Source organism: Bradyrhizobium sp. AZCC 2289 (assembly GCF_036924615.1).
In the GTDB taxonomy this organism is placed as follows: Bacteria; Pseudomonadota; Alphaproteobacteria; order Rhizobiales; family Xanthobacteraceae; genus Bradyrhizobium.
On record NZ_JAZHRY010000001.1, the window covers coordinates 9,061,793 to 9,087,662 of the forward strand.

26 protein-coding genes and 1 pseudogene are annotated in these 25,870 nt (G+C 63.1%); 15 read left to right on the forward strand and 12 right to left on the reverse strand.

Annotated features, from left to right (window positions below):
* The first annotated feature begins 87 nt into the window (after positions 1-87).
* The 4 genes from guaB (at position 88) to V1289_RS42385 (ending at position 3,782) form a co-directional block, all read left to right on the forward strand.
* A complete protein-coding gene (guaB, locus tag V1289_RS42370; RefSeq protein ID WP_334405372.1) occupies positions 88-1,578 on the forward strand; it encodes an IMP dehydrogenase in 1,491 nt (496 codons plus the stop codon).
* A 6-nt stretch (positions 1,579-1,584) separates the two neighbouring features.
* Entirely contained in the window at positions 1,585-2,208 is a 624-nt protein-coding gene (locus tag V1289_RS42375) for a hypothetical protein (protein WP_334407891.1), read from the forward strand.
* A 155-nt stretch (positions 2,209-2,363) separates the two neighbouring features.
* The gene (locus V1289_RS42380) at positions 2,364-3,389 is read left to right on the forward strand and encodes an NADP-dependent oxidoreductase (RefSeq protein WP_334405374.1); all 1,026 of its coding nucleotides are present in this window, start codon (positions 2,364-2,366) and stop codon (positions 3,387-3,389) included.
* A 174-nt stretch (positions 3,390-3,563) separates the two neighbouring features.
* Positions 3,564-3,782 carry a hypothetical protein gene (locus V1289_RS42385; protein WP_334405375.1) on the forward strand — a complete coding sequence of 73 codons (219 nt, stop codon included), beginning with the start codon at positions 3,564-3,566 and terminating at the stop codon, positions 3,780-3,782.
* A gap of 138 nt (positions 3,783-3,920) precedes the next feature.
* On the opposite strand, the gene V1289_RS42390 is transcribed toward V1289_RS42385, so the two are convergent.
* From V1289_RS42390 to V1289_RS42405, 4 genes are all read right to left on the reverse strand, one after another.
* A complete protein-coding gene (locus V1289_RS42390; RefSeq protein ID WP_334405377.1) occupies positions 3,921-5,084 on the reverse strand; it encodes an ABC transporter permease in 1,164 nt (387 codons plus the stop codon).
* Positions 5,081-6,301 (reverse strand): ABC transporter permease, encoded by a 1,221-nt coding sequence (locus V1289_RS42395; protein ID WP_334405379.1) that lies wholly within the window; start codon positions 6,299-6,301, stop codon positions 5,081-5,083. Before V1289_RS42395 ends, V1289_RS42390 begins: the two co-directional genes overlap by 4 nt.
* Position 6,302: 1 nt before the next feature.
* Positions 6,303-7,289 (reverse strand): HlyD family secretion protein, encoded by a 987-nt coding sequence (locus V1289_RS42400; RefSeq protein WP_334405381.1) that lies wholly within the window; start codon positions 7,287-7,289, stop codon positions 6,303-6,305.
* 202 nt (positions 7,290-7,491) lie between these two features.
* Positions 7,492-8,319, reverse strand: coding sequence for a metallophosphoesterase family protein (locus V1289_RS42405; RefSeq protein WP_334405383.1), 828 nt, complete (start codon positions 8,317-8,319; stop codon positions 7,492-7,494).
* A 439-nt stretch (positions 8,320-8,758) separates the two neighbouring features.
* Between V1289_RS42405 and V1289_RS42410 the strand changes: the two genes are divergently transcribed.
* The gene (locus V1289_RS42410; protein ID WP_334405384.1) at positions 8,759-9,229 is read left to right on the forward strand and encodes an MAPEG family protein; all 471 of its coding nucleotides are present in this window, start codon (positions 8,759-8,761) and stop codon (positions 9,227-9,229) included.
* Between the two features lie 30 nt (positions 9,230-9,259).
* The gene (locus V1289_RS42415) at positions 9,260-10,570 is read left to right on the forward strand and encodes an RsmB/NOP family class I SAM-dependent RNA methyltransferase (protein ID WP_334405386.1); all 1,311 of its coding nucleotides are present in this window, start codon (positions 9,260-9,262) and stop codon (positions 10,568-10,570) included.
* 234 nt (positions 10,571-10,804) lie between these two features.
* Here V1289_RS42415 and V1289_RS42420 read toward each other — a convergent pair whose 3' ends face one another.
* Together V1289_RS42420 and V1289_RS42425 are read right to left on the reverse strand one after the other, a co-directional pair.
* Positions 10,805-11,137 carry a DHCW motif cupin fold protein gene (locus tag V1289_RS42420; RefSeq protein WP_334405388.1) on the reverse strand — a complete coding sequence of 111 codons (333 nt, stop codon included), beginning with the start codon at positions 11,135-11,137 and terminating at the stop codon, positions 10,805-10,807.
* Positions 11,138-11,284: 147 nt separating this feature from the next.
* Positions 11,285-11,656, reverse strand: a complete 372-nt coding sequence (locus tag V1289_RS42425) for a nuclear transport factor 2 family protein (protein WP_334405389.1) — start codon at positions 11,654-11,656, stop codon at positions 11,285-11,287.
* A 151-nt stretch (positions 11,657-11,807) separates the two neighbouring features.
* Here V1289_RS42425 and guaA point away from each other — a divergent pair, with 151 nt between their 5' ends.
* Positions 11,808-13,403, forward strand: coding sequence for a glutamine-hydrolyzing GMP synthase (gene guaA / locus V1289_RS42430; protein ID WP_334405391.1), 1,596 nt, complete (start codon positions 11,808-11,810; stop codon positions 13,401-13,403).
* Between the two features lie 60 nt (positions 13,404-13,463).
* Here the strand turns inward: guaA and V1289_RS42435 are convergent, their stop codons facing one another.
* The 6 genes from V1289_RS42435 to V1289_RS42460 all read right to left on the reverse strand — a co-directional run bounded on the left by V1289_RS42435 (position 13,464) and on the right by V1289_RS42460 (position 19,166).
* Positions 13,464-14,663, reverse strand: coding sequence for a hypothetical protein (locus V1289_RS42435; RefSeq protein ID WP_334405393.1), 1,200 nt, complete (start codon positions 14,661-14,663; stop codon positions 13,464-13,466).
* A 117-nt stretch (positions 14,664-14,780) separates the two neighbouring features.
* Positions 14,781-15,179: a type II toxin-antitoxin system tRNA(fMet)-specific endonuclease VapC gene (vapC, locus tag V1289_RS42440; RefSeq protein ID WP_334405395.1), complete on the reverse strand. Its 399-nt coding sequence runs from the start codon at positions 15,177-15,179 to the stop codon at positions 14,781-14,783.
* Positions 15,179-15,412, reverse strand: coding sequence for a type II toxin-antitoxin system VapB family antitoxin (vapB, locus tag V1289_RS42445; RefSeq protein ID WP_334405397.1), 234 nt, complete (start codon positions 15,410-15,412; stop codon positions 15,179-15,181). The genes vapC and vapB overlap by 1 nt, the downstream gene beginning before the upstream one ends.
* A gap of 128 nt (positions 15,413-15,540) precedes the next feature.
* On the reverse strand, positions 15,541-16,038 hold the full coding sequence (locus V1289_RS42450; protein ID WP_334407892.1) for a peptide deformylase: 498 nt from the start codon (positions 16,036-16,038) through the stop codon (positions 15,541-15,543).
* Between the two features lie 544 nt (positions 16,039-16,582).
* On the reverse strand, positions 16,583-17,545 hold the full coding sequence (locus V1289_RS42455; protein WP_334395129.1) for an IS110 family transposase: 963 nt from the start codon (positions 17,543-17,545) through the stop codon (positions 16,583-16,585).
* Positions 17,546-18,194: 649 nt separating this feature from the next.
* The gene (locus V1289_RS42460) at positions 18,195-19,166 is read right to left on the reverse strand and encodes a LysR family transcriptional regulator (protein ID WP_334405399.1); all 972 of its coding nucleotides are present in this window, start codon (positions 19,164-19,166) and stop codon (positions 18,195-18,197) included.
* 127 nt (positions 19,167-19,293) lie between these two features.
* On the opposite strand from V1289_RS42460, the gene V1289_RS42465 reads away from it, so the two are divergent.
* The 8 genes and pseudogenes from V1289_RS42465 to V1289_RS42500 all read left to right on the forward strand — a co-directional run bounded on the left by V1289_RS42465 (position 19,294) and on the right by V1289_RS42500 (position 25,861).
* Entirely contained in the window at positions 19,294-19,749 is a 456-nt protein-coding gene (locus V1289_RS42465; protein WP_334405400.1) for a hypothetical protein, read from the forward strand.
* A gap of 27 nt (positions 19,750-19,776) precedes the next feature.
* Positions 19,777-19,977: a hypothetical protein gene (locus V1289_RS42470; protein ID WP_334405402.1), complete on the forward strand. Its 201-nt coding sequence runs from the start codon at positions 19,777-19,779 to the stop codon at positions 19,975-19,977.
* 13 nt (positions 19,978-19,990) lie between these two features.
* The gene (locus V1289_RS42475; RefSeq protein WP_334405404.1) at positions 19,991-20,809 is read left to right on the forward strand and encodes a class I SAM-dependent methyltransferase; all 819 of its coding nucleotides are present in this window, start codon (positions 19,991-19,993) and stop codon (positions 20,807-20,809) included.
* Between the two features lie 24 nt (positions 20,810-20,833).
* The gene (locus V1289_RS42480; protein ID WP_334405406.1) at positions 20,834-21,358 is read left to right on the forward strand and encodes a hypothetical protein; all 525 of its coding nucleotides are present in this window, start codon (positions 20,834-20,836) and stop codon (positions 21,356-21,358) included.
* Between the two features lie 230 nt (positions 21,359-21,588).
* Entirely contained in the window at positions 21,589-22,377 is a 789-nt protein-coding gene (locus V1289_RS42485) for a DUF899 domain-containing protein (RefSeq protein WP_334405408.1), read from the forward strand.
* A gap of 217 nt (positions 22,378-22,594) precedes the next feature.
* A pseudogene (locus tag V1289_RS42490) lies at positions 22,595-23,740 on the forward strand (substrate-binding protein); the annotation flags it as partial.
* Between the two features lie 35 nt (positions 23,741-23,775).
* Positions 23,776-24,375: a YdeI/OmpD-associated family protein gene (locus V1289_RS42495; protein WP_334405410.1), complete on the forward strand. Its 600-nt coding sequence runs from the start codon at positions 23,776-23,778 to the stop codon at positions 24,373-24,375.
* Between the two features lie 265 nt (positions 24,376-24,640).
* Entirely contained in the window at positions 24,641-25,861 is a 1,221-nt protein-coding gene (locus V1289_RS42500) for an MFS transporter (RefSeq protein WP_334405412.1), read from the forward strand.
* The last annotated feature ends 9 nt before the right edge of the window (positions 25,862-25,870 follow it).

Below are 25,870 nucleotides of genomic sequence, written 5' to 3' on the forward strand. Positions count from 1 at the left end.
ATTCGACGGCGATGCCGGTAGCATCGCCGAAGGCGACGTTCATCCGTAAATCATATCGCGGCGGATGGCCGCCAAAAGGAGTTGGCAATGGCGCAGGGACTTCAGGCAATCCGCGAAGCCTATACGTTCGACGATGTGCTTCTAAAACCCGGTCTCTCGGACATCCTGCCCTCCGAGGCCGATATCCGCTCCCACGTCACCCGCGCGATCCCGCTCAATATTCCGATCATCGCCTCCGCGATGGACACGGTGACCGAAGCACGCATGGCGATCGCGATGGCGCAGGCCGGCGGCGTCGGCGTCATCCATCGCAATTTCGATGTCGAGGGCCAGGCCGCCCAGGTGCGGCAGGTCAAGAAGTACGAATCCGGCATGGTGGTCAATCCGCTGACGATCGGTCCCGACGCGATGCTGTCGGACGCGTTGGCGCTGATGAACGACCACGGATTCTCCGGCATTCCCGTGGTGACTGGCGCGACCAAGGGTGTGCCCGGAAAACTGGTCGGCATTCTCACCAACCGCGATGTGCGCTTTGCGACCGATCCGCGCCAGAAGATTTCCGAACTGATGACGCACGAAAACCTGGTCACGGTGCGCGAAGGCGTCAGCCAGGACGAGGCCAAGCGGATGCTGCACAAGCACCGCATCGAAAAACTGCTCGTGGTCGACGATCAATATCGCTGCGTCGGCCTGATTACCGTCAAGGACATGGAAAAGGCGGTCGCGCATCCGCTGGCCTGCAAGGACGCGCAAGGCCGCTTGCGTGTGGCCGCGGCGACCACCGTCGGTGAGGGCGGCTACGAGCGTACCGAGCGGCTGATCGATGCCGGCGTCGACCTGATCGTGGTCGACACCGCGCATGGCCATTCCTCGCGGGTTCTGGAGGCCGTCAACCGCATCAAGCGGCTCTCCAACGCGGTGCAGGTCATCGCCGGCAATATCGCGACCAAAGAGGGCGCGCAGGCGCTGATCGATGCCGGCGCGGATTCGATCAAGGTCGGCATTGGGCCGGGCTCGATCTGCACCACGCGCATCGTCGCCGGCGTCGGCGTGCCGCAGCTCACCGCGATCATGGACGCGGTGGAAGCCGCGAAGAGGGCTGATATCCCCGTGATCGCCGACGGCGGCATAAAATATTCCGGCGATCTGGCCAAGGCGCTCGCCGCCGGCGCCGACATCGCGATGGTCGGCTCGCTGCTGGCCGGTACCGACGAGACGCCGGGCGATGTGTTCCTGTGGCAGGGCCGCTCCTACAAGGCCTATCGCGGCATGGGCTCGGTCGGCGCGATGGCGCGCGGCTCGGCCGACCGCTATTTCCAGCAGGACATCAAGGACACGCTGAAACTGGTGCCGGAGGGCATCGAGGGCCAGGTGCCATACAAGGGCCCGGTCGGCAATGTCATGCATCAGCTCGCCGGCGGCCTGCGCGCCGCGATGGGGTATATCGGGGCGCGAAACCTCGCCGAATTCCACGACAAGGCGCAGTTCGTGCGCATCACCGGCGCCGGCTTGCGCGAGAGCCACGTCCACGACGTCACCATCACGCGCGAGAGCCCGAATTACCCGGGCGGGGTTTAGTTGAATATGGTCGATTGGTCGGACGAACGAATTGCCGCGCTTTCAAAACAGGATTTGAAGAACCTGCTCGCCAATGCCGAGCGGAAATCCGCCGCCGAGATCGTCGCGCGATGCAAGGCCGAGATGGAGAAGCGCGATACGTCCAGGCCGCGCAACCCGTCGAAGCCGCGTACCGAGGTGAAAGAACTCGAGCACGCCATGTCGGAGCAACTCGCCGAAATCGGCAAGGCGATGGCCGCCAAATACGACCTGTCGGAGGAGACCGCGAAAGCAAGGTCTGCGGGCGTCAAGGGCTTCAAGGCCCACAAACTGCTGGATTCCAAAGGCTACGCGAAACTGGGCGGCATGCAGCGCGACGGCTCGGTTGCGGTCGACCGCTATATTTCATACCGGCGCGGCAAGGACATCGTCTCGCTCGGCGTCTTTCTCTTGAAGGACCAGCCGGTCGAAGCCCACGAGTTTCACGTGATCGCGCCGCTAGCCCTGCTCGACGGCGGAAAGCCGATCGCGGAAATTTGTCCCACCGCGACCGAAGCGCAGAAGCAGACCGCGGATAGCGGGCTTGCCTTCACGGATCTGCCGAGCGCCGCTGCCGCGTTCGAAGCGGCACTCGCCAAAATCGCGGCCTGATATTTTAGAATACAGGTGGTATTGAGGAATTCGAAAACCGTCATTGCGAGCGCAGCGAAGCAATCCATAGCGACGAGTTCCATATCAAAGGCTGGATTGCTTCGTCGCTTCGCTCCTCGCAATGACGAAAAACAATAAAACCGGAGGAAACAATCATGTCGCAACAAGCAAAACGCGTCGTTCTCGCCGCTCGCCCCGTCGGCGAGCCCAAGGCTTCCGATTTCCGCCTTGAGGAATACACCGCTCCCGCGCCGGGCGCGGGCGAGGTGCTGTTGCGCACCATCTGGCTGTCGCTCGATCCCTATATGCGCGGACGCATGAGCGAGGGGCCGTCCTATGCGGCGCCGGTGCCGGTCGGCGGCGTGATGGAGGGCGGCACGGTCAGCGAGGTCGCGGCATCCAACAATCCCGGTTTTGCCAAGGGCGACATCGTGCTGTCGCGCGCCGGCTGGCAGACCCATGCCATCTCCGACGGCAAGGGACTGGCAAAGATCGATCCGAAGATCGCGCCGATCTCGACCGCGGTCGGCGTGCTCGGCATGCCCGGCATGACCGCCTATACCGGCCTGCTCGATATCGGCAAGCCGCAGGCCGGCGAGACCGTGGTGGTCGCGGCCGCCTCCGGCGCGGTCGGCTCGGCGGTCGGACAGATCGCGCGGATCAAGGGCGCACGCGCGGTCGGTATCGCCGGCGGCAAGGACAAATGCGACTACGTCAAAAAGGAACTCGGCTTTGACGATTGCCTCGATCACCGCGACCCGCAGCTTGCGGCGAAGCTGAAAGAGGCCTGCCCGAAAGGTATCGACGTCTATTTCGAGAACGTCGGCGGCGCGGTGTTCGAGGCGGTGTTCCCGTTGCTCAACGCGTTCGCGCGCGTGCCCGTCTGCGGCCTGATCGCGCATTACAACGACACCGAGGCATCAGCGCCGAAATGGGCGTCGGCGATGATGCGCAACGTGCTGACCAAGCGCCTCACCATCCGCGGCTTCATCGTCAGCGATTTTGCCGCGCGTCACGGCGATTTCCTGCGCGACATGTCGACCTGGGTGCGCGAGGGCAAGGTCAAGCACAAGGAGTTCGTCACCGAAGGGCTCGACAGCGCGCCCGCCGCCTTTATGGGCCTCTTGAAGGGCGCCAATTTCGGCAAGCAGCTCGTGCGCGTCGGGCCTGACCGAACGTAACCGCCGCATCGTGGATCAACCGCGACGCCGCAATTCGTGATGTTGGCGCGCGGCCGCCTCACGCCACCTTGAAACAAGGTGAGAGGATTTTGCATTCAAGCGGGCCGTTGACTTCCCATGTGTCGCATTGGGAGGCCGTTCATCGTTGGCCTCTCTCATTCCTGGAGAAGATCAATGACCAACCTTACCGTTCTATCGGCCGGCTTGATCGCGGTCGCCATGCTGGCAACGCCTGTCGCGGCTCGTGAGCATCACGTGACGCGGCATTATGCGGTGGACTCCGACGTCGGCACCGCGCCTCCCCCGGTCTATCTCAGGGGGCAGTCCTGCAATCCGGGGCCGCGCGTGGGCGCGTTCGCGACGGCCCCGTGGGATACGGCACCGCCTTGCTAGCTTCCCCGGCCTATTCCGTACAGGGATACTGACGGGCCCTTGTGGCGCTTCGCTGTTCAAGCGGGCGTCCGGATCATCGGCACCGGTCCGCCGCGCCGGGCGGCGGACCCTGAAATGACACCGATCTTGCCTGCTTGGTCAGGCAGGCGCGATGGGCGATGCGCGGCGATCCCTGATCTCAAGCGCCAGCGCTGTGCCGCCGTAGAGGATCGCAAGCGCCCACAGCGTCAGGAATTCGCTTCGCGCGTCGAACAGCGGCGCGCCGAGCTGGCTGAGTTTGACGAAGCCGTCGATCGCGGCACTGCTCGGCACCAGAATTGATGCGATCCTGATAGCGTGAGGAATGGCTTCCGGGGGCCAGGCGAAGCCGGCCAGGAAGAAGAACGGCAAGCCGATCGCCGCAAAAGCAAGCTGGACCGCCAGCGGCGAGCGGAAGATCGCGGCGATCACCATGCCGAGCCCGCTGACGGCGAGCACAAAGGGAAGCGCGAGGATCAGAATCTCGACCGCCGACCCGAGCCGCGGCAGGCCGTAGAGATACGGCAGGACGATCAGATAAAATGGCAGCACCACTGCTTCGAGCACGAGGTAGGCCAGAAGCTTTCCGGCGACGCTCGCGAGCGGCCCGGCATTGGCTGCGGCGCCGTCGCGCGAGCCGAACCGGCCGCCGGGCAGCGTGCCGAGCAGCCCCACGCCGATCAGCAGCGTCTGCTGCAGCAGCAACACGAACGCGGCCGGCAGCAGATATGTCGCATAGCCGGCTTGCGGGTTGAACAGCGCGACAGCGGTCAACGGCATCGGATCGGCTGCGGCGCCCGCGAGCGCGGGTTCGACGCCGGCCGCGATCAGCCGCGCGGTTTCGACCTCGGTCCCCAGCGTTCGCGCAGCCGCGCTGACGCCGCCCGATATGCGCTGATAGGTGAGGAAGTAACTGGCGTCGGCGTAGAGTGCGACCGGCGAGGGCCGGCCGTGCAAGAGGTCGCGCTCGAAGTACTGGGGAATCAGCAGGATGCCGGAGATTCGCCGCGCATAGACTTCGCGCTCGGCGGTCGCGAGGTCCGGCAGCGCCATGGTGATCGCGACATCGGGCGTGGCATCGACGCGGCGCGCCAGTTCGCGGCTGCCGAGCGTGTTGTCGCGGTCGACGATGGCGATCGGGAGGTCGCGCAGCGCCTCGTTGACATAGGGTTGAGGGTAAAACGCGGCATAGAGGATGGTGGCAACGACGAGCACGGAAAAGGCCGGCCGCAGCGCGAGGATCCGATGCAGTTCGTTTCGCAGCACGGCCAGCGTCGCTTTCATGGCACGGTCTCCCGGGCGGTATCCAATGCAGGGCGCTTGCCGGAGTCGGTCTGCTTGCGCCGCGTCTCGAGCAACAGGCCGAGGAGAGCTGCAAGGCCGGTCACGATGGCGCAGAGAACGAACACCGGTTTCCAGGACAGGTCGAGTGGTGTTCCCCGGATGGTTTGGTCGATCCGCGCCATCAGGTACCAGGTGCCGGGCAGGATCTCGCCCCACTCATAGGCGAAGGCGTTCATGCCATGCCGCGGAAAACTCACGCCCATGTAGCCGAAAGCGGGCGCCGTCAGCAGCGATCCGATGCTGACGGCGCTGGCCATCGGCTTGAGGACGAGGGCCAGCACGGTGCCGATCAGCTGGCAGGCGAGGATGAAGAGAATGCCCGCGAACAGCAGCAGCGTTCCGCTGCCGCGTAGCGGCAAATCGAAGAAGTGAAAAAGAATGCTGTCCGAAACCAGCAGGATCACCAGATAGAGGATGGTGTAGGGCAGCAGCTTACCGGCGACCGCGGGCCACAGCCCGCCGCCCAGGCGCCGCAATATCCGCAGCCGGTGATTGGTCTCGATATCCATTCCGGCCGAATACGACGATGTCGTCACGATCACGATCTGCAGCAGGCTGGGCAGCAGCGCGGCGAGCAGAAAATGCACGTAGTTCAGCGTCGGATTGAACAGCGCGTTGGTTTGCACTGGAATCGGCGTGAGGTCGGCCTGCGCAACATCGGCGGGCTGGCCCTGTTCGGTCCGCAGCGACAGGCGAATGCCGGCGGCTGCCGTCGGCACCGCATTGCTGACGCCGCGCAGAACGATGTTTCCGGAGGTCATCTTCTGGGTGTTGTAGAAGAACACCACCTCCGGCCGGCGGCCGGCGAAGACGTCGCGCTGCAGGTCTTTCGGCAGCATCAGCAGGCCGTATATCTGGCCCGACTGAATCAGCTGCCGCCCCGCTGCGAGTTCGCCGACATGGACGTCGACGGCAGCATCCGGCGTCGCGTCGACCATCCGGACGACGGTGCGCGACAGGTCGGAATGATCCAGATCAAGGACGCCGATTGGCAGCCGCGTCGCCAGTCCCGCGCTGAAAATCGCGATCAGCAACGCCATCAGACCGAGCGGCACCAGCGTCGTCAGGGCGAGCAGGAAATAACGCCGGCGAAGCCAGCGCAGCTCCCGCCAGAACACCAGGCGGAAGCCAAACCGAAGGCCAGCGCGCGATCGCATTTCAGCGTCCTCGTTCGGCCCAGGACGCAATCGCGCTCATGCCCGGCCGCAATCCCTCTCTTGGCTGGACCGGCGCGGCGCGGACCTCGAAGGTGCGCAGGTCGAATTCGCCGGTGGCGCGCGTCGCCCGCCAGGTCGCATACTGTCCCTGCACGTTGATCACGGTGACGCGTACCGGAATGCGCTCCGACTGCAGCGCCGGAACCGTCACCTCGAAGGTGTCGCCGACCTTGAGGCCGCCAAGCAGATCCTCGCGCAGATTGAACGTGAACCAGACGTTGCGGATGTCGACCATCGAAAACAGCGGCGCGCCGGCGCTGAAATTTTCGCCGAGTTCGGCAATCCGGGTCGTGACCTGGCCCGCGATCGGGGAGCGAATGACGAGTTCTGCGACGTCGACTTCGCGCTGGCTCAGGGCTGCCTCGGCCTGCTTGACCTGAGCCGCGGCAAGCGCGCGCTCCTCGGGGCTGGCACCGGCGACCGCGAGCTGCAGCGCCGCGTCGGCCGCGTCTTTCTTCCGCGCCGCCATTTCGAGATTGCGGGTGGCTTCGTCGACCCGCGCCTGCGGCGCATTGCCGGTACTTGCCAGCTGATTCTGCCGGTCGAAGGTTTCCTTGGCGAGCGTTACGTCGGCTTGCGCGGCGGCGGAATCGGCACGGCGGGCGGCGATCGTTTCGGGCCGCGTGCTGTTGATGCGGGCGAGGTCGGCATTGGCGACGCTGAGCGCGGCGCGGGCGGCAACCAGAGCGGCCACAAGTTGAGGGCTGTCGAGTTCCGCGATCGTCGTTCCGCGCTCGACCATGTCGCCGACATTCGCCCCGAGCTTGCCGATGCGGCCCCCGACGCGCGGGCTGATGTCGACGCGATCGGCCGAAACTTCGCCCTGAATGGTCAGTGGCGGCGGGCGCGTCGCCAGCCAGACGGCGACGCCGAACGCTCCCAGGACCACCAGTCCGACGATCCAGCGAACCGCGTTCGACTTTGCCATCTTTATCCCCTTATCACCGGCAACGGCGCCCAGGCATTTTCGTGCCAATACGGCATTGCCAACCGTATTCGACCTCATCCGCCGGAATGAATCAATCACGTCACCGAAGGCCAGAAATGAGGCCGGCCCCTCCGGCCGTGCCAGTGCCGAACCGGCGGCACCTGTGCGCCGGGCCGGACAAGGCATGACGCGAGGCGCTGGGCTATCGCTTCAACAAGGAGTCGAGATCGATATCTACCTGGCCCGGCGCTCTGACGTAACGCACCTCAAAGCTGTCGGGCGCAAAGCGGTATTCGACCATCCCGGTTTGCTTGATGCCGATCAGTTCCTGCTGCGCATCGGAGATGACAAAGCCGGCGGACGGCGCCCAGACATGGCGGACATGGCGAAAAGTGAAATCGCGGCGCTGATGGACGTGGCCCGAGGCGACGAGCCGCAGATCGACCTTGCCCAGCATGTCGATCAGCCGGCGGCGTGCGGGCTCGGGAACGTAGCGTATCGCCGACTCGGCAAGTTCGGGATCGCCGGGCGTGTTGAGAAAAAGCGGCTTGTGCACGAACAGCGCCACCGGCTTGCCGTTGACGTGCGCCAGCCGCGAGGCCAGCCAGTCGAACTGCTCGGCCTCGCTATCGAGCCCGGTGTTCATGACCAGCGAATTGAGGCCGATAAAGCACCAGCCGGCTTCCTCGAAGCGCCAGCGGTCCTCGCCGATGACCGAGCGAAACGTCTGCAGGCGTTGTTCCGTCGTCGGATGGGTGGGAACAGGCCCCACCGCCGTCGGGTTGTCGCCGATGTCGTGATTGCCCGGCAAATGGCGGCAGGGCACGGGCAGTGCTGCGTGCAGCGTCCTGGCGAATTCGAGATCGTCGGGATGGGTCGGGGCGTCGAACGCGAGATCGCCTGAATTGACGACGAGATCGGGGCGCGTCGCGTCGATATGTTCGCTGACGCGATGGAAATTCTCGGTCAGGGTTGTCAGGCGGCGGGCGAGATGGGTGTCGGAAATCTGTGTCAGGCGGAATTCGGGCATGCGTTATTCCTTCCGGCGCCGATTATATATTTGTCGGCGACGGATTGATGAAATTCCAGCCGTCATTGTTGGCGCGATCGGAATTGCAGTGAAGGTTGTTTGAAGGGTTGTTTGAAAAATTGTTAGAATCGAGAAGCCGCAGCCTGCGCGTTGATGCTCAGAGCACGCGATAGCGGATCGCAAAGGCGTCGTTGGCCTCGGCCTGCGCGGTCACGGAATCGCCGGGCAATTCGGCGATATGGGCCGCGCCGGCCAGGATCGGGGAGGTGATGTTCATCGCGCAATCTCGCGGGGTCGCGTCAAAGCTGAAATCACTGGAACTCTGGATAGTTGGTCACCGGAGCGCCGGTTGTGGTTCAAGCCGGCCGGACCGGGTTCATTGTCAGGGGGGTGCGCGGCCGCTATTGCTTAAACCTCGCTTGCCCTGGGGGAGATTCTCATGTCGGTTCAAATGGTTTTGCTGCCGGTCTTCGTGCTGGTCGGGCTCACCTTCGCCCTGCTGCTTTGGATGGCGTCGGCGCGCTCCCGCGCGATCACGGGCCGGGAAATCAGCCTCAAGGACATTGCGCTCGGCCAGCCGAACTGGCCGGAACGCGCCACCCAGATCGCCAATTGCTTCAGGAACCAGTTCGAGGTTCCGCTGCTGTTCTATGCCCTGATCAGCTTCAGGAACCAGTTCGAGGTTCCGCTGCTGTTCTATGCCCTGATCGCGCTGGCGCTGCCGCTGCGCCACGCCGATCTCTTCATCGTGCTGATGTCGTGGGTGTTCGTGGTGACGCGCTTTGCCCACGCCGGTATCTTTGTGACCTCGAACGACGTCCGCACGCGTTCGCTGGCCTGGTTCGCCGGCGTGCTGGTGCTGCTGGCGATGTGGATCTATTTCGCGCTGAAGATTTTGCTGCTGATCTAAAGCGCGCCTTTCTCCAACCGAAAGCCCTAGATGACTCCCGCTGCCCGGCTGTCCGCAGCCATTGAACTGATCGAAACCATCGACGCCCAGCGCGTTCCCGCGGCGAAAGCGCTGAAGGAGTGGGGCACTGCGCACCGCTATGCCGGCTCCGGCGACCGCGCCGCGATCTCCGGCCTGCTCTGGGACGTGCTGCGCCGGCGCGCCTCGAGCGCGTGGCTGATGGACGCCGACACGCCGCGCGCCCGGGCGCTCGGCATGCTCAAGCTCGAGCGCGGCATGGACGTCGATGCCATCTCGGCGCTGTGCGACGGCGGACGCTTTGCGCCGGAGCCGCTGAGCGAGGCCGAGCGCGCGGCGCTGAGCTTGCGATCGCTTGAGGGCGCACCGGCCCACATCGCCGGCGATTACCCGGAATGGCTCGATCCTTATCTGGCGCAGGTGTTCGGCGACGACCGCGTCGCCGAGGCGACCGCGATGGCGAGCCGGGCGCCGCTCGATCTGCGCGTCAACACGCTGAAGGCAAAACGCGAAAAAATTCTGCCGTCGCTGGCCCATCTCGGCGCCCGGGAGACGCCGTGGTCGCCGATTGGGCTCCGCATCGAACTCGGCGCCGACGCGCGCAATCCCGGCGTCCATGCCGAGGAGGATTTCATCAAGGGCGCCATCGAAGTGCAGGACGAGGGCTCGCAGCTCGCAGCACTGTTGTCGGCGGCAAAGCCCGGCGAGCAGGTGATCGATCTCTGCGCCGGCGCCGGCGGCAAGACGTTGGCGCTGGCGGCGATGATGCAGGGCAAGGGCCGGCTGATCGCGACCGACCACGACAAGCGGCAGCTGGCGCCGATCTACGAACGGCTGTCGCGCGCCGGCGTCCACAACGCCGATGTCCGCACGCCGAAGGGACCGAACGATACGCTTCTTGACATCCACGCCTCGGCCGACCTGGTGCTGATCGACGCGCCCTGCACCGGGACCGGCACCTGGCGGCGCAACCCCGACGCCAAATGGCGGATGCGCCCGGGCGCGCTCGAAGTGCGGCTGAAGGACCAGGTCGCGGTGCTCGATCGCGCGAGCGCCCTGGTCAAGCCGGGCGGGCGGATCGCCTACATCACCTGCTCGGTGCTGCCGCCGGAGAACGGCGACCAGATCAAAAACTTTCTCGCGCGCCATCCAGAGTTTTCGGTGGTGCCGCCGGAGCAGACCGCGGCAGTGCTGTGGGACAAGGCCGAGGATTTTGCCAACGCGGCGCTGCAATCGCCGGAAGGCTGGCTGATGACCCCGCGGCGGACTGGCACGGACGGGTTTTTTGTGTCGGTGCTGAAACGTTCGTCATCCCCGGGATGAACGCAATTGCGTTCACCCGCGAGGTGCTCGCCGTCTTCGGCGAGCCTCGAAGGATAGAAGCAGCCGGGCCGTCGCCCTTCGAGACGCACGCTTACGCGTGCTCCTCAGGGTGACGGACGACAAAGCGCGGGCGTCGATTCCATCCCCGTCATTGCGAGGAGCGAAGCGACGAAGCAATCCATTCTTCCTTTACGCTGCGAGATGGATTGCTTCGCTATCGCTCGCAATGACGAGTTAATCCACGATAAAAATCTTCGCGCCGGTTTTGGTCGACGAGCGATGCGCGGCGTCGCCGAGGTCGGACACCTGGTAGCTCATGCCCGGCAACAGCCTGAACGTCCGGCCGTCGCGCAATTCGGTATCGAGTTCGCCCTCGACGACGTACAGCACGTGGCCGCGGTTGCACCAGTGATCGGCCAGATAGCCCGGCGTGTACTCGACCATCCGGACTCGGAGATCGCCGATATTCAGTTCGCGCCAGTGCGCCTGACCGGTCTCGCCGGGGTGCGTCGTGGCTGCAACCTTGCTCCAGTCCGTGACGGTGAACGGCAGTGGGGGAATTTTCATGCGGGAGCGTCCTGTTTTGTGTCGGTGTGGCGTCCTCTTGAGAATCCGACTCCATCAACGTCATTGCGAGGAGCAACGCGACGAAGCAATCCATTCTTCCTTTGCGCCGCGAGATGGATTGCTTCGCTATCGCTCGCAATGACGGCCTCAATGCGCCAGATGGTTGGCCGAGCCCTGCACGATCTTGCCCGCAGCATCCAGCCGCAGATATTCGCAAATCCTGGCGCCGCGCTCGTTCGCGTAGAACACGACGATGCTGTCGGGGCTGATGAACAGATCGATCAAGCTGAAGTGCAGATCGGGCAGCAGCGTCAGCGCTTTTCCCCAATAGATCCGGATCTTGGCCTTGCCCGCTAATGTTCCGGTGGGATCGAAGCCGAGGGCCTGGATCTTGTCCGAGGTCATTTCGGCGCCCTCGGAATAGAGTGCCAGCACCCGCTCCAGGTCGCGGGAATTCCAGGCGGCGATCCATTCGCGCCCGAGGGCGGCGAACTGCGTGGCGTTGTGAGCCGTCGGCATGGTTTCCTCCCAAAATTCCGGGTGAGTTTCCCGTTGGACAAATTAGGTCAATGATACTGACCTAAATACGCCATGTCCATGCCCGCAGAAGCATGTGGGCCAGTGCTTTGCCGCGGTTGCGAGCCAGCCCCCCGTCGCGTATCTGCTTGCTATGACAGCAGCTACGCCCGCCCGCGAGTCGACGCCAACAGTGGCCTCGGCGCATGACAAGATTCTGATCGTCGATTTCGGCAGTCAGGTGACGCAACTGATCGCGCGCCGGGTGCGCGAGGAGGGCGTCTATTCCGAAATCGTGCCATTCCAGAAGGCCGAAGCGGCCTTCAAGGAGATGAAGCCGAAGGCGGTGATCCTCTCCGGCGGTCCTGAGTCCGTGCACGAGGCAGGCTCGCCGCGCGCGCCGCAAGCCATCTTCGATTCCGGCGTTCCCGTGCTCGGCATCTGCTACGGCCAGATGACCATGGCCGCCCAGCTCGGCGGCGAGGTCGAGGGCGGGCATCATCGCGAGTTCGGCCGCGCCGATGTCGAGGTCAAAGCCCAAAGCAAGCTGTTCGAATCCGCGTGGTCGATGGGCGAACGCCATCAGGTCTGGATGAGCCATGGCGACCGCATCACCAAGATGCCGCCGGGCTTTACGGTGGCCGGCGTGTCGCCGAACGCTCCGTTCGCGGTGATCCAGGACGAGAAGCGCCGATATTACGGCCTGATGTTCCACCCCGAAGTGGTGCACACGCCCGACGGCGCAAAGCTGCTGCGCAATTTCGTCCGCAAGGTCGCAGGCCTCACGGGCGACTGGACCATGCGCGCCTTCCGCGAGGAAGCGATCGAAAAGATCCGCGCGCAAGTCGGCAAGGGAAGGGTGATCTGCGGCCTCTCCGGCGGCGTCGATTCGGCCGTGGCCGCGGTGCTGATCCACGAGGCGATCGGCGACCAGCTCACCTGCGTGTTCGTCGACCACGGCATGCTGCGGCTCGACGAGGCCAAGACCGTCGTCGACCTGTTCCGGCACCACTACAACATCCCGCTGGTCCACGTTGATGCGTCGAAGCAATTTTTGGGCGAACTGGAAGGCGTCACCGACCCCGAAGTGAAGCGCAAGACCATCGGCCGCCTGTTCATCGACGTGTTCGATGTCGAGGCAAAAAAGATCGGCGGCGCGGACTTTTTGGCGCAGGGCACGCTCTATCCCGACGTGATCGAAAGCGTCTCCTTCACCGGCGGCCCCTCGGTGACCATCAAGTCGCACCACAATGTCGGCGGCCTTCCGGCGCGCATGAACATGAAGCTGGTCGAACCCTTGCGCGAATTGTTCAAGGACGAGGTCCGCGTGCTGGGCCGCGAACTCGGCCTGCCCGAAATTTTCGTCGGCCGCCATCCATTCCCCGGCCCCGGCCTCGCGATCCGCTGCCCCGGCGAGATCACGAAGGAAAAACTCGACATCCTGCGCAAGGCCGACGCTGTCTATATCGACCAGATCCGCAAGGCCGGCCTCTACGACACCATCTGGCAGGCCTTTGCCGTGCTGCTGCCGGTGAAGACCGTCGGCGTCATGGGCGACGGCCGCACCTATGATTTCGTCGTCGGCCTGCGCGCGGTGACCTCCACCGACGGCATGACCGCGGATTTCTATCCCTTCGACATGAAGTTTTTGGGCGAGACCGCGACGCGGATCATCAACGAGGTCAAGGGTGTCAACCGGGTGGTGTATGACGTGACGTCAAAACCGCCGGGGACGATTGAGTGGGAGTGAGGGCAAAGGTCTTAGATCACGCGCGACAATAGCCAGATTCCAAAACAGGCACGTTAAGCCTTATGCTCCATCCGGCTTTGTTTTTCCTGTTTTTTCGATAGCTCGGACTATTATCTTACGTAGCGCGCGGGTCGATTCAGCCATCGACAAGATGCTCGACCACTCCGCGGGTTTGCTCCAACCCTTTCCCCAATTGCTATCGAGGAGCTGATCGAATGCCTCGTAGGCGCCAAGTTCCCGATCACTCGGTGAGTAAAGTCCATCCTCCGCAAGCCGCAACTTGACAATCAGAGGGAATGCGAAAGCAGCTATGACCAGGTGCTGCCACTCCAGCCAATTCTGACTGAACTCGGAGCGGCGACCTCGATGTGCCACCGCGCTGCGGGCTTCATATAATTCTTTCATCCATTTTCGGTGTGCCGGCCATCCTTTCTGTTCGGCTGCAAATCTTTGATCTGGCTTAATTCGCTTTGCGTCGGCGATCGTTAGTCTTGAAAATGGTGCCCAATAGTTCGCGAAAGCTGTCGCCAATGCTTGTGCGCTACCGTTGGAAGGCTCGAGAAGCCGCTCGAAAGCAATCGCCGAGAGCATGATGCAACTGCTCCAATCCAGCTCCGGTGTTTCGGCGTTGGCAAGCAGAAAGGCTTCAAGCGAAGAATCGATCGCACTAGCGGTGAAGGTTTTTGATCGCCTGGCTTTTTCCAGAGCTCCTATGAGTTGGTCGTTGATTATATTACAGTCGGTGCCTTCGATTTGAGGCGGCCTTTGAAACATGACGTCCTTAAAGCGCAACCCTCCAATTTGGAGTCCGCCTCCGCGCCTTGGGAAATAGGGGGCGATCTGGTCCGATCCGGCAATGACGCCTTGCCCAACCAGATGAAACATTGTTGCATTTAGATGCGGGCTAAAATGTCCCTCTAAGAAACGCTGTTCGGACAAGCACGCTAACGCGAGCGTTTTGGCCGCACTACTCGCATGATTCCAATGCTCGCGAGGGATATTCCAAGCCTGGGGATGGCGAGCTCGAAGAACAATCGTGCAGCTCTCAATGGGTTTTCCGTTTTTTTGAACATAACATTTCAAGGCGCTCTCTACTGTCGCTACCATGTCGCGGTCGACGAGTGTCTTTACATCGTCCAAACGCAACGGACAAAAACGATAGCGACCGACCCGTACACTCCTAGGAAGCGTGACCCAAGGCATAAAGATGACAAAGCCGTCGGAGCTTTCGACGGATTTCCTTTGCGAACTGCTGCGCATTATTGTTGCAATTGAACCATGGCTACGGATTCTTGGGCTTCCTGCGCAAAGCGGTTTGACGCGTATCTTAGTCTGCTCAACCGCATTTCGGCTCCCATCAACGATCCTCAGATTGTTTCAAACCCAGTTCTCGACCCTGATCCCCTGCATGCGGCTGAACTCGCGCATGTTGTTGGTGACTATGATCAATCCTTCGCTGCGGGCATGACCGCCGATCTGCATGTCATGCGGACCGCAGGGCGTTCCCGCCCGCTCCAGCTCGGAGCGGACCTGACCGTAATGCGCCGCCGCCTTGGGCCCGAACGGCAGCACGTCGAGACGCGCCACGAAATTTTCGATCGCCAGTAGGTTGTCGGCGCGGCGCGCCGACTTCTCTGCGCCGTAGTGCAACTCGCCGAGCGTGATGCTGGAAATGCAGAGTTGTTCGGCCAGCGAGTTGAACTTCGCGCGCAAAGCCTGCGGATAGTTCTTTATGACATAGATGCAGATATTGGTGTCGAGCATGTAGGTGAGCATCAGAGCGGCTCACGCTCCTCGGCCGGCGGCTGCGCACGTTCGACCATGAAGTCCTCGCTTGCGCGCGGACCGTTCTGGAACAGATCGTCCCACCGCTTGCCTTGCGGCACGATCACGCGGCTGCGGCCGATCTTCAAAATATCGACCTGATGCACGTCTTCCGGAAAGGCGACGGCCTTGGGCAGCCGGACCGCCTGGCTGCGATTGCTGGTGAAGACGGTGGAGCTGGTCATGGTGTCATCTCGCGTATATCCAATTGGGATATACATAATCGATGAGCGGGTTTTTTGCAAGCGGTCGCGGCCTCAACCAGTGAAGAAGGGCCGGGCGGAATAGCGGAGCGTATCCCGTCAAATCCGTCTCACCCCCGCGAGACCTTCTCAAATCGCTTGATCAGCCGCTCGCGCTTCAGGCGGGACAGTCGCTGAATCCAGAACAGGCCGTTCAGCTGATCGATCTCATGCTGGTGGCAAACAGCGCGCAGGCCCGCAGACTCCTCGGTTTGTAGGTTGCCGTGGACGTCGTGATAGCTGATCCGGACGCGCGCATGACGCTGGATGTCGTCGTTGACCCCGGGCATCGAAACACTGCCTTCCTGATGCATGATTGTTTCGGGCGATGCCCAGATGATCTCGGGATTGACATAGGTCCGCGCACCAACGATGGGGTCGAGATCGAGCACCACCACCCGCAGGGAGATGCCGATGTGCGGCGCGGTGATTCCGATCCCTGGCGCGGCGTGCATGGTCTCGAGCAAGTCTCTCGCCAGATCGCGCAGCGCGCCGTCGAACACGGTCACGGGCTGCGCCGGGAGCGCAAGCCGAGGGTCGGGATATCTGACAATCGGTCGGATGGTCATATGATCTCGTGTCTTATGCCAGCGGACGGTGCCCGACAACGCGGGCATTCCTACAGCGTGCGTGATTGAGCGCTTGAAAACCCGGCGATTGCCCGACGGGCAAATCACTTGTCGATTGTCAAAATTCCTTGTCCAGCCCCCCGTGCAAAAATATTTCGCTTCACCCCGACGGGCAAATCAAGGGCATAACTCCGCGCGTCTCACCCAAGAGAGGGGCGGGTCGCGATCGTCACGAACGTGCGGTGGGATGCGGTGGACGCGGGAGCTACGACTGACGAGCGTGGCCTATCGCGTACGGCGAAGTCGTGTGGTCCTGACGCCGCGGTGCTGGCGTCAAGTTCGCGGAAGCAAGCTTCTGCGGATGACGGTGGCAAGAAAGCCGTTCACCGGGGAGCAACTGTGATGAATTGGACCAGTGATCGGCCGGGTTCAAGGCTGGCAAGCGCCACCGCCTCCGGCGGCTTCGGCCTTGAGCCCGTCCGCTCACCGGTCCTTTGGCTTGGCAGGCGCTCGGTCGCAGACCGAGCGCAGAGGAGGCGCTCGATCAGCTCAATGCGTACCGATTGGCATCCCACTTTTGGCGCCGCTCGATCATGATGTTGAGAATGCTGATCAGCTTGCGCATGCAGGCGGTCAGCGCCACCTTCTTTTCTTTTCCCTTGGCAACCAGGCGATCGTAAAAGGCCTTGAGGACCGGATTGTGCTGTGTCGCCGCCCCAAGGCAGGCCATATAGAACACGTTGCGGATCCGACGGCGCCCGCCCTTGATGTGCCGCTCGCCTCGACGTCGGCCACTGTCGTCATCGTAAGGGGCGACACCCAACAAGGCCGCAACGATCCTGTTGTTGGCTTGCCCCAGTTCCGGCATGGCGGCGATGAGCGCAGCAGAGGTGGTGCGGGCGAGGCCCGGAACGCTTTCGATGATCTCGGCGAGTTCGGTAAAATGCGGCGTCGCCTGGATCTTGGCCGAGATCGCGGCCTCGATCTTGACCAGCTCGACACCGATCGTCTTCAGGATCCGGGCGTGAATCCGCTGCACCGCGGCCGGCAGCGCATGCTCGCCCTGGCTTTCCAGCTTGGTCTGCATCTCCTTCAGTGCCTGGCGCGCATTCACCATCTGATGAAGCTCTTCGCGCTTCGCGTCATAGGCTTGGCCCGGAGCTTCGTCGAAGGTCTCGGCGAACCAGGCAATCATCTCGGCATCGATCGTGTCATTCTTGGCGAGCCGTCCGGCCGATTGAGCGAAGCTGCGAACGCGCTTCGGATCGACGATCCGAACCTCGATCCTGGCATCACGCAGCGCCTTGGCCCACTCGCGCTCGTAGCCGCCGCTCGCCTCCATCACCGCCTTGCTGACCTTCCGCCGGCGGAGCCACGATGCCAGTTCGCGGCGACCTTCGGCTGTGGCTGCAAACGTGCGCCTCAAAGCCAGCGAACGAATGCAAACATCCACCTTGTCCTTGGCGACATCGATTCCCGCGACAACGAGATCATTTTGTGCCATCATCCAGCTCCCTTCCTTGCTCGGTTCGGGCTCCAAGCCCATGCAACTGTTCGGGTTGAGGAAGACACCGGACCTGTCCCACGCTCCCCGGCAGGCTCTATGGCCTTCGAGCACGAACGGGCTCAGATCCAGCGAACGGGCGGTTGGTCAAAACCGCCCGTTTGCACATTCTGACAGATTTTGCGGACACAAGAGCACGAAGTAAGCTGTAAAGCCACTGCGCAGGGAAGGCCGGATGCTCTCCGCTGAACCTGTATGCTCGTGTGCGCATTCTTGATGCACATATGCACGCGAGACCGCGGGTGCAGCGCGCACCCGGCTTTCCCTGCGCCCTCGACATGCTCTGAGGGTGAAAAGTTACGCAAGCCTCGGGCATCTCATGCCGCGAGAATGCGGACGCACATCCTCCAGCCGTCATCGCCCGGCTTGACCGGGCGATCCAGTACGCCGCGGCTTCTCGGGTCAAGCACCGGCGTCTCTGGAATACTGGATCGTCCGCCGGAGCCTGTCATCGGGCGGCCATTCGGCCGACCCGTTGGCGGACGATGACAACGGAGAGGCTGTTTGAAATTCGAATCGGAAACGGTTGCGCGATCGATGCATCGCGTCGACTGGAAGTGTCTTCAATCCATTCCGGTCCGCGCCTCCCACGTCAGCGCATTTTCGTTCCGCGTGTTCGCTTGTCATCGATGTGACTTCGGGCTTTGTTGGTAGCGCCCGCGCGGCTCTTCACGTGATCGATGAAGGCCCGCAGTTTCGGAGTCATTTGATGGCGGCTGGGATAGTAGAGAAACACACCCGGCGCCATCGGCGCGAACGGCTGCAGCACCTGCACGAGTTTTCCTGCCTTGACCGCGCCGGCAGCGATCGGCTCGGGCACCTGCGCAAGGCCCAATCCTTCGACGGCTGCGCCAAGCATTGTGGGCATGTCGTTGGCGATAAGAGGTCCTGAAACGACGACTTCGACGGCCTCGTTGCCGTTGACAAAGGACCAGGGCGCGATCGACCCGTTTGAGCGGCGCATGCGCAGGCAGGCGTGCTGGCGCAGATCGTCGATGACTTCCGGCCGCTGCCGCCGACGCAGATAGTCGGGGCTACCGACCACCGTCAGCGGGTGCGACGGCGTCAGACGCACCGCGATCATATCGGCCTCGATGAACTGGCCTTGCCGGATGCCGGCGTCAAATCCTCCGGCAGCGATATCGAGCAACTCCGCGCTTGCGGCGACCTCCACCTCGACCTCGGGATAGGCTCGGCAGAACGACGCGATCAGCCGCTCCAGCAGGATCGGCACCACCGCCCGCGGCGCCGTGAGGCGCAACAGTCCGGCAGGCCGCTGCCCAAGGTCACGCGCAACCTCGCTTGCGGCGACCAGTTCCTCGAAGGCGGGCTTTGCGCGCAGGAGAAATCGTTCGCCGGCTTCGGTCAACCCGACACTGCGAGTCGTGCGTATGAACAGCGCCGCGCCGACGCGCGCCTCGAGCGTACGCACTGCCTGGCTGATCGCAGAAGGCGTCACCGCAAGCTCTGCGGCCGCTTTGCGAAAATTGCGGTGCTGGGCAACGCTGAGGAACGCTTCCACGCCATCGAGCGCGCCCTGTCTGACTGTGAAGTTCTGCTTCATGGCCCAACGACATTATCGCGGATAGTCGCTCACGGGAAGCGGTCGTACATCCGGGTTGCAAATCAGGAGCGCCGCCGATGTCGAGCCCGAACATTCGCGACATCATGGCTATCTCAGAGAACCGGAGGTGACCGCCGTGATCCGAGAAACGAGACCGATGAAAGCAATTCATAACGCCGCCTTGAACGTCGTCCTGGTCCTTACCCTAACTCTGACAGGTGTTATTTCCATGGCCCATCCATCCGTTGCCCAAGCCCAAGCCACCTCGCCCACAACCACCGGGGTGATGGTCATCCTCACCGTGAAGGCGGGCGTCACGCGCGAACAAGTCATGGCCGTGATGCCGGCTGAAATCCGGCAGACGGTGCAGCTCTATCTCGGTGGGAAGATTCGCGAGTGGTATTCGCGCGGTGATGGTCGCGGAGTCGTCTTTCTGCTGGATACCCGGGATGTCGGCGAGGCGCACACGATCATGGACGGCCTTCCATTGGGCAAGCAGGATCTGATGGACCACGAGTACATCGCCGTCGGTCCACTGCTGCCGCTCGGCTTGCTCGCAACCAATCCCGAGCACCGGCCATAAGGTCGAGACTCGCGCAGAGGACTGCCGATGACCACCGATTCTGTTTCCGCAGCCATGATTCCATCGCGTCCCGCTTGGCGCAGCCTGCTTTGGACCGTCCCATTCACGGTACTGTGGACGTGGTTGAACTACTCGCTACCAGTGCTTCCGGAGAGCGGCCTTCCGGCCCTTGCCGTTCGGCTGATCCTGCTGCACGCGCTGTCGCTGCGCCAGTTGATGCGACGCTAGGAGGAACCTTGCAATGACCGATGTCCTTGATGACGTGCGCGACCACTATCGCAGCCCCGGCCTGACCGAACGGCTGAAGACGGCGCTCATGGCCCTCGGGCCGGAGGATCAGCGGCTCACGCCCGAGCAACTGGGCGCCCTCGACCAGTTTCACACCCGTGGGCTCGCAGCGACCACCGAGCTTGCCAGGTTGGCGGGGATCACCGCCGACATGTCGGTTCTCGATGTCGGCTCGGGCGTCGGCGGACCGGCGCGCTTTCTGGCTGCGACCTATGGCTGCCGGGTGACGGGCGTCGACCTCTCTGAGCCATTCGTGGATGCCGCGCGCTATCTGACCGAGCGCACCGGACAGAGCGGGCAGGTGTCGTTCCAGACCGCCAGCGCACTGGAGCTTCCGTTTGACGACGGCCGCTTTGACGCCGTGTTGCTGCAGCATGTGGCGATGAACATCTCCGACCGGGCGCGGCTCTACCGCGAGATCCGTCGCGTGCTGAAGACAGGTGGCAGGTTCGCGACTTTCGACGTCGTCTCGAACGGCGGTGAGCCGCATTATCCCGTGCCGTGGGCGCGGACGCCCGCAACCAGCTTTCTTCTGACAGCCGCCGTGACACGCGAGACGATCGAACCGGCCGGTTTCCGCGCGGTTGTCTGGCAAGACGACACCGAGGCGGCCAAGGCGTGGGTCACCCAGCTGCGCGCATCGGGGCCGCCGCCTTCGCCAAATCTCGGCGTGGTGATGGGGCCGGACTTCGCACAGCTTTCCGCCAACCTCGGGAGAAATCTCATGGAAGGCCGGCTCGGCATTCTAACCGCGGTGTTCGAGGCCGCGTAAATCGACTGCTGATAGGAGGCCAAAATGCCTACGGAAATCCTGTTCCAGACCCATCTCGTCCTCGGGTATGTCGCGTGGCTGCTTTGCTTTGGCGTGTACATCTGGCCCCGGCTCAAAGCGATGGACCATTTCGAAGCGCAACGTGCGATCGCTACGCTGCACAGCTTCCGCTTCTTCGGGCTCGTCTTCATCCTTCCGGGCGTGGTCAGCCCCGATCTGCCGGCCAGCTTCGCCGTGTTCGCCGCCTACTGGGATTTTGCAACCGGCGTGCTGGCCTTGCTGGCGCTGCTCACGGTCAGAATCCGTCCGCTGTTTTGGCTGTTCGTCGTCGCCTTCAATCTGGTGGGGTTTGTCGATCTGATCCTCGACTATTACCACGCGGTGCAGGTCGACCTCCCTGCGAAGGCCGGGGAATTGGGCGCCACCTACGCGATCCCGATCATCTACGTACCCGTGCTGATGATCACGCACATCGTCGCATTCTATTTTCTGGTGCGTCATCAGCTCAAGGCGGCTCGGACCATCGCCGACGATGTGGCCCCAGCTTAGATTGCTCGACCGTCTGATCGTGCGCATAAAAGAACCAGGGCGAGGAACTGGGGTCGGTCACGCTTAGTTCCCCCGGCAGCGCGGCCAAACATGAATCGCGTCACATTTGTCACTCCCGGCGTTCGAGGTCTGGCGGCGATACTAACTCGACCAACAGCGAGCGATCGGCCGTGAACAGTGGCGCGTTCCAGTCCGCAGACACGAGAGGCCGCTCTAATAAGGAGGTTGCGATGACCACGATTACTTCACCCGAGAAAAACCGGAAACAAGGACAGCCCGCCATGAATACGCCGCCGATTGTGTCGCCGGAGGCGTGGGAGGCGGCGCGCGAGCAGCTTCTCGTCAAGGAGAAGGCCATGATCCGCGCCCGGGACGCGCTGGCCGCGGAGCGGCGGCGGATGCCGTGGGTTGCCGTGGAAAAGGCCTATGCGTTCGACGGGCCCGGGGGCAAGGCGAGCCTGCTTGACCTGTTCCAGGGGCGCCGACAACTGATCGTCTACCGCGCCTTCTTCGAGCCCGGCGTGCACGGCTGGCCGGAGCATGCCTGCATCGGCTGTTCGCTCGGGGCCGACCAGGTCTCTCATCTCGCGCATCTCAACGCGCGCGACACGACGCTTGTATTTGCCTCGCGCGCACCGCAGGCCGACATCGCGCGCCTGAAAGCGCGGATGGGCTGGGAAATCCCGTGGGTTACCATCACCGATAGTTTCGACGCCGACTTCGGGGTGGATGAATGGCACGGCCACAACGCGTTCATCCGCGACGGCGATCGCGTGTTCCGCACCTACCTCATCAACAGCCGCGGCGACGAGGCGATGGGTACCGTCTGGAGCTACCTCGACATGACGGCGCTCGGGCGTCAGGAGGAGTGGGAGGACTCGCCCGAGGGCTACCCCCAGACCCGGCCGTACAAATGGTGGAACTGGAATGACAGTTACGTCCCCAACGCCGCGCCCGACCCGAAATGGGTCAAGGTGTCGGACGCCGGCGAGGCTGCCTTTCGCAAACGCGACGGCTAATCCGGTGAGGCGCGGCATCGCTGACGCGGAGGCGTCGATAGAAGCGCGGGAATGAGTCAAAGAGCGGCACACTCGCTCGGCGCGCGGAGCATACCTCGCAGGTTTCGGCCAGAAAATGACGGCGTCCTGGCATAATTTCCATGATGCTGCGGTAGGCTCAGCCACGGCCGATCTGAGTCGGGGAGGGGAAAACGCGCATGAAGTTGCGGTCGATCAAATGCATCACCTTCGCGTTGCTGGTTGGCGGCGGAGCGTGCGGCCCTTCAACCGGTGTCGGTGCCGCCGAGCCGATCCGCGTCGGCGCGGTGCTGCCGTTTTCCGGTGGCGTCGAGCTGTACGGCCAGCAGGCCAAGCTTGGGCTTGACCTCGCGGTCAAGGACATCAACGCGGCGGGCGGGATCCTCGGCAGGCCTGTCGAGGTGATCTATGCCGACGACAGGACCCGTCCGGAATCCGCGGTGGCGGCCACGCACGAGTTGATCGAACGCGACGGCGTCGTGGCGGTCGTCGCCCCATCACCTCGGCAAACCTGAATGCGATCGTGCCGGTCGCGGAAAACCTGAAAACGCCGCTGCTCTACGCCACGAACTACGAAGGCGGCAAATGCAGCCGATATGTTTTCGCGTTCAGCACGGTTCCGAACCAGGAACTGGGCCAATTGCTGCCCTATGTCAACGAGACCATCGGCAACAGCTATTTCCTGCTGGGCGCCGACCGGTTCTGGCCGCACCAGATGTTCGATCTGGCGCAGCCTCTGATCGAGAAGCTCGGCGGCAAGGTCGTCGGTATCAAATATACGCTGGGGACCGAGACCGATTTCATGCCGCTGATCGCGCAGGTGGCGGCGTCCAAGGCAAAAGTGCTGCTGTTCGCGCTGAAGGGCGACGGCATGGATTTCATCCGGCAGGCGGATGACCGGGGATTGCTGAAGGACACGACGATCGCATTCCTGGGATTGTCGGAGGTCGATCTCGGCATTTTCCGCGGCAAGGGCCAGAACATGGTCACGGTGGTGCCGTCGGTGGCGACCAGCGACGAGCCTTCCGTCAAGGCGTTCGTCGCCAAGGCCCGCGCCGAGGCGGGCGCCGACGTCGCGGTGTCGAACTATGTCATGACGCACTACAACACGCTGATCGCGCTCAAGGCGGCGATCGAGAAGGCCGGCAAGGTCGACAAGGAGGCCATCGTCGACGCCATGGCGGGTCTGATCATTCCATCGCCGACAGGGCCCGTGACCATCGGCCACGACCACCACGCGACCATGAACATGTTCATCGCCAAAACGAAAGGCAGCGACCTTGTCACCGTCCGCGCGCTGGGAGAGATTGCGCCGCAGCCGGGATGCAAACTGGCTGATCGCTAACCGCAGAGCGCTACAGGCACTGGACAGGACTGTTGATGGCACCCGTCAAAATCAATCCCGACAATATCCGCACGTTCAGTGACGCAGAGAGCTTTCATAAGTGGCTCGGCAAGCACCACGACAGGGAAGGTGAGATCTGGATCAAGATCTACAAGGTGGATTCGGGGATCAAATCGATCACTCCGAAACAAGCCATCGACGTCATACTTTGCTGGGGATGGATCGATGGCCTCCGCAAGGGCTTCGACGACAAGAGCTTTCTCCAGCGCTACACGCCGCGTACCAGCAAAAGCATCTGGAGCCAGATCAACGTCGATAACGTCGCCCGGCTGATCAAGGAAGGCCGGATGACTGAACACGGGTTAAAGGAGGTCGATCAGGCCAAGTCCGACGGGCGCTGGGCGCGCGCCTATAAGAGCGGCAAGGACATGAAAATCCCGGATGATCTGCAAGCCGCGATCGATGCCGAGCCCAAGGCAAAGGCAATGCTGGCGAAACTCAGTGCGCAGAACCGCTTCTCGCTGGCCTTTCGCACTCATAACATGAAAACCGAAGCCGGCCGGAAGAAGAAAATCGAGGCCTTTGTCGCGATGCTCAAGCGCGGCGAGACGATCTACCCACAAGGCAAGAAATGACCCTCGCGATCACCACCTGGGCCCGGTCACTTGCTCGTGGACTACCGCGCGACGATAATGTTCATCGCCAGGACCAAAGGCCGCGATCTTGTCACCGTCCGCGCGCTGGAAGAGATCGCGCCGCAGCCGGGATGCAAACGGGCTGGTCGCTAATTGCCGGACCCGTCGCCTCACAAAAAAAATCAGCGGGCACCCCCGTCAGCCTGTCGGTTCCGGCCGGTCTCGTTCGTCTACCATCCAGAGGGAGCTGCACTGGAGACCACGAATGACCAATTCTCGCTATCGCTGGGTGATTGTCGCGGCCGGTGGTCTGCTCGGCTGCGTCGCGATCGGCGGCATGTTTTCGCTGCCGGTTTTCCTGCAACCTATTGCGCGGGATACCGGCTGGTCGGTCACCGGCGTGTCCAGCGCGATGACGATCGGCTTCCTCGCGATGGCCTGCACCAGCATGGCCTGGGGCACCTTGTCCGATCGGGTGGGGCCGCTGCCGGTGGTGCTCACCGGGTCGATCGTGCTGGCAGCAAGCCTGGCGCTGGCCAGCCGGGCGACCTCGCTCCTGTCGTTCCAAATCATGTTCGGACTGATGGTCGGCGGCTCGATCTCCGCGATCTTCGCCCCGATGATGGCGACCGTCACCGGCTGGTTCGACACCCATCGCAGCCTCGCGGTCTCGCTGGTGTCGGCCGGCATGGGCATGGCGCCGATGACGATGTCGCCGCTGGCGGCCTGGCTGGTTTCGAACCACGACTGGCGTACCTCGATGCAGATCGTGGCCGCGGTCGTTGCGTGCATCATGATCCCGGTCTCGCTGCTGGTTCGCCGCGCGCCGGCGCTGGAAGCTGCGCATTCCGCCCCGGCCGGCGCTGGCGCGTCGCAATCCGAGATGTCGCTTGGGCAAGCGTTGCGCTCGCCGCAGTTCATCGTGTTGCTGCTGACGAACTTCTTCTGTTGCGCCACGCATTCGGGCCCGATCATCCATACCGTGAGTTATGCCGTCAGCTGCGGCATACCGCTGATATCAGCCGTTACGATCTACAGCGTGGAGGGATTGGCGGGGATGGGCGGCCGCATCGCGTTCGGCCTGCTCGGCGACCGCTTCGGCGCCAAGCGCGTGCTGGTCACAGGGCTGCTCGCCCAGGCGTTCGGCGCACTCGGCTACGTCTTCGTGCGCGAGCTTGCCGCGTTCTACGCCGTCGCCGCGATCTTTGGCTTCATCTACGCCGGCACCATGCCGCTCTATTCCGTGCTGGCGCGCGAAAATTTTCCGCTGCGGATGATGGGCACGGTGATCGGCGGCACCGCCATGGCTGGCAGCCTCGGCATGGCGACGGGACCGCTGGCCGGAGGTTTGATCTACGACACCTTTGCCAGCTACGCTTGGCTCTATATCGGTTCCTGGGCGTTCGGCCTTGGCGCCTTCGTGATCGCATTGACCTTCAGGCCGTTCCCGGCGGCGAAAGCCGAGCCCGAGCCGGTGCCTGCGTGAAGTTCACGC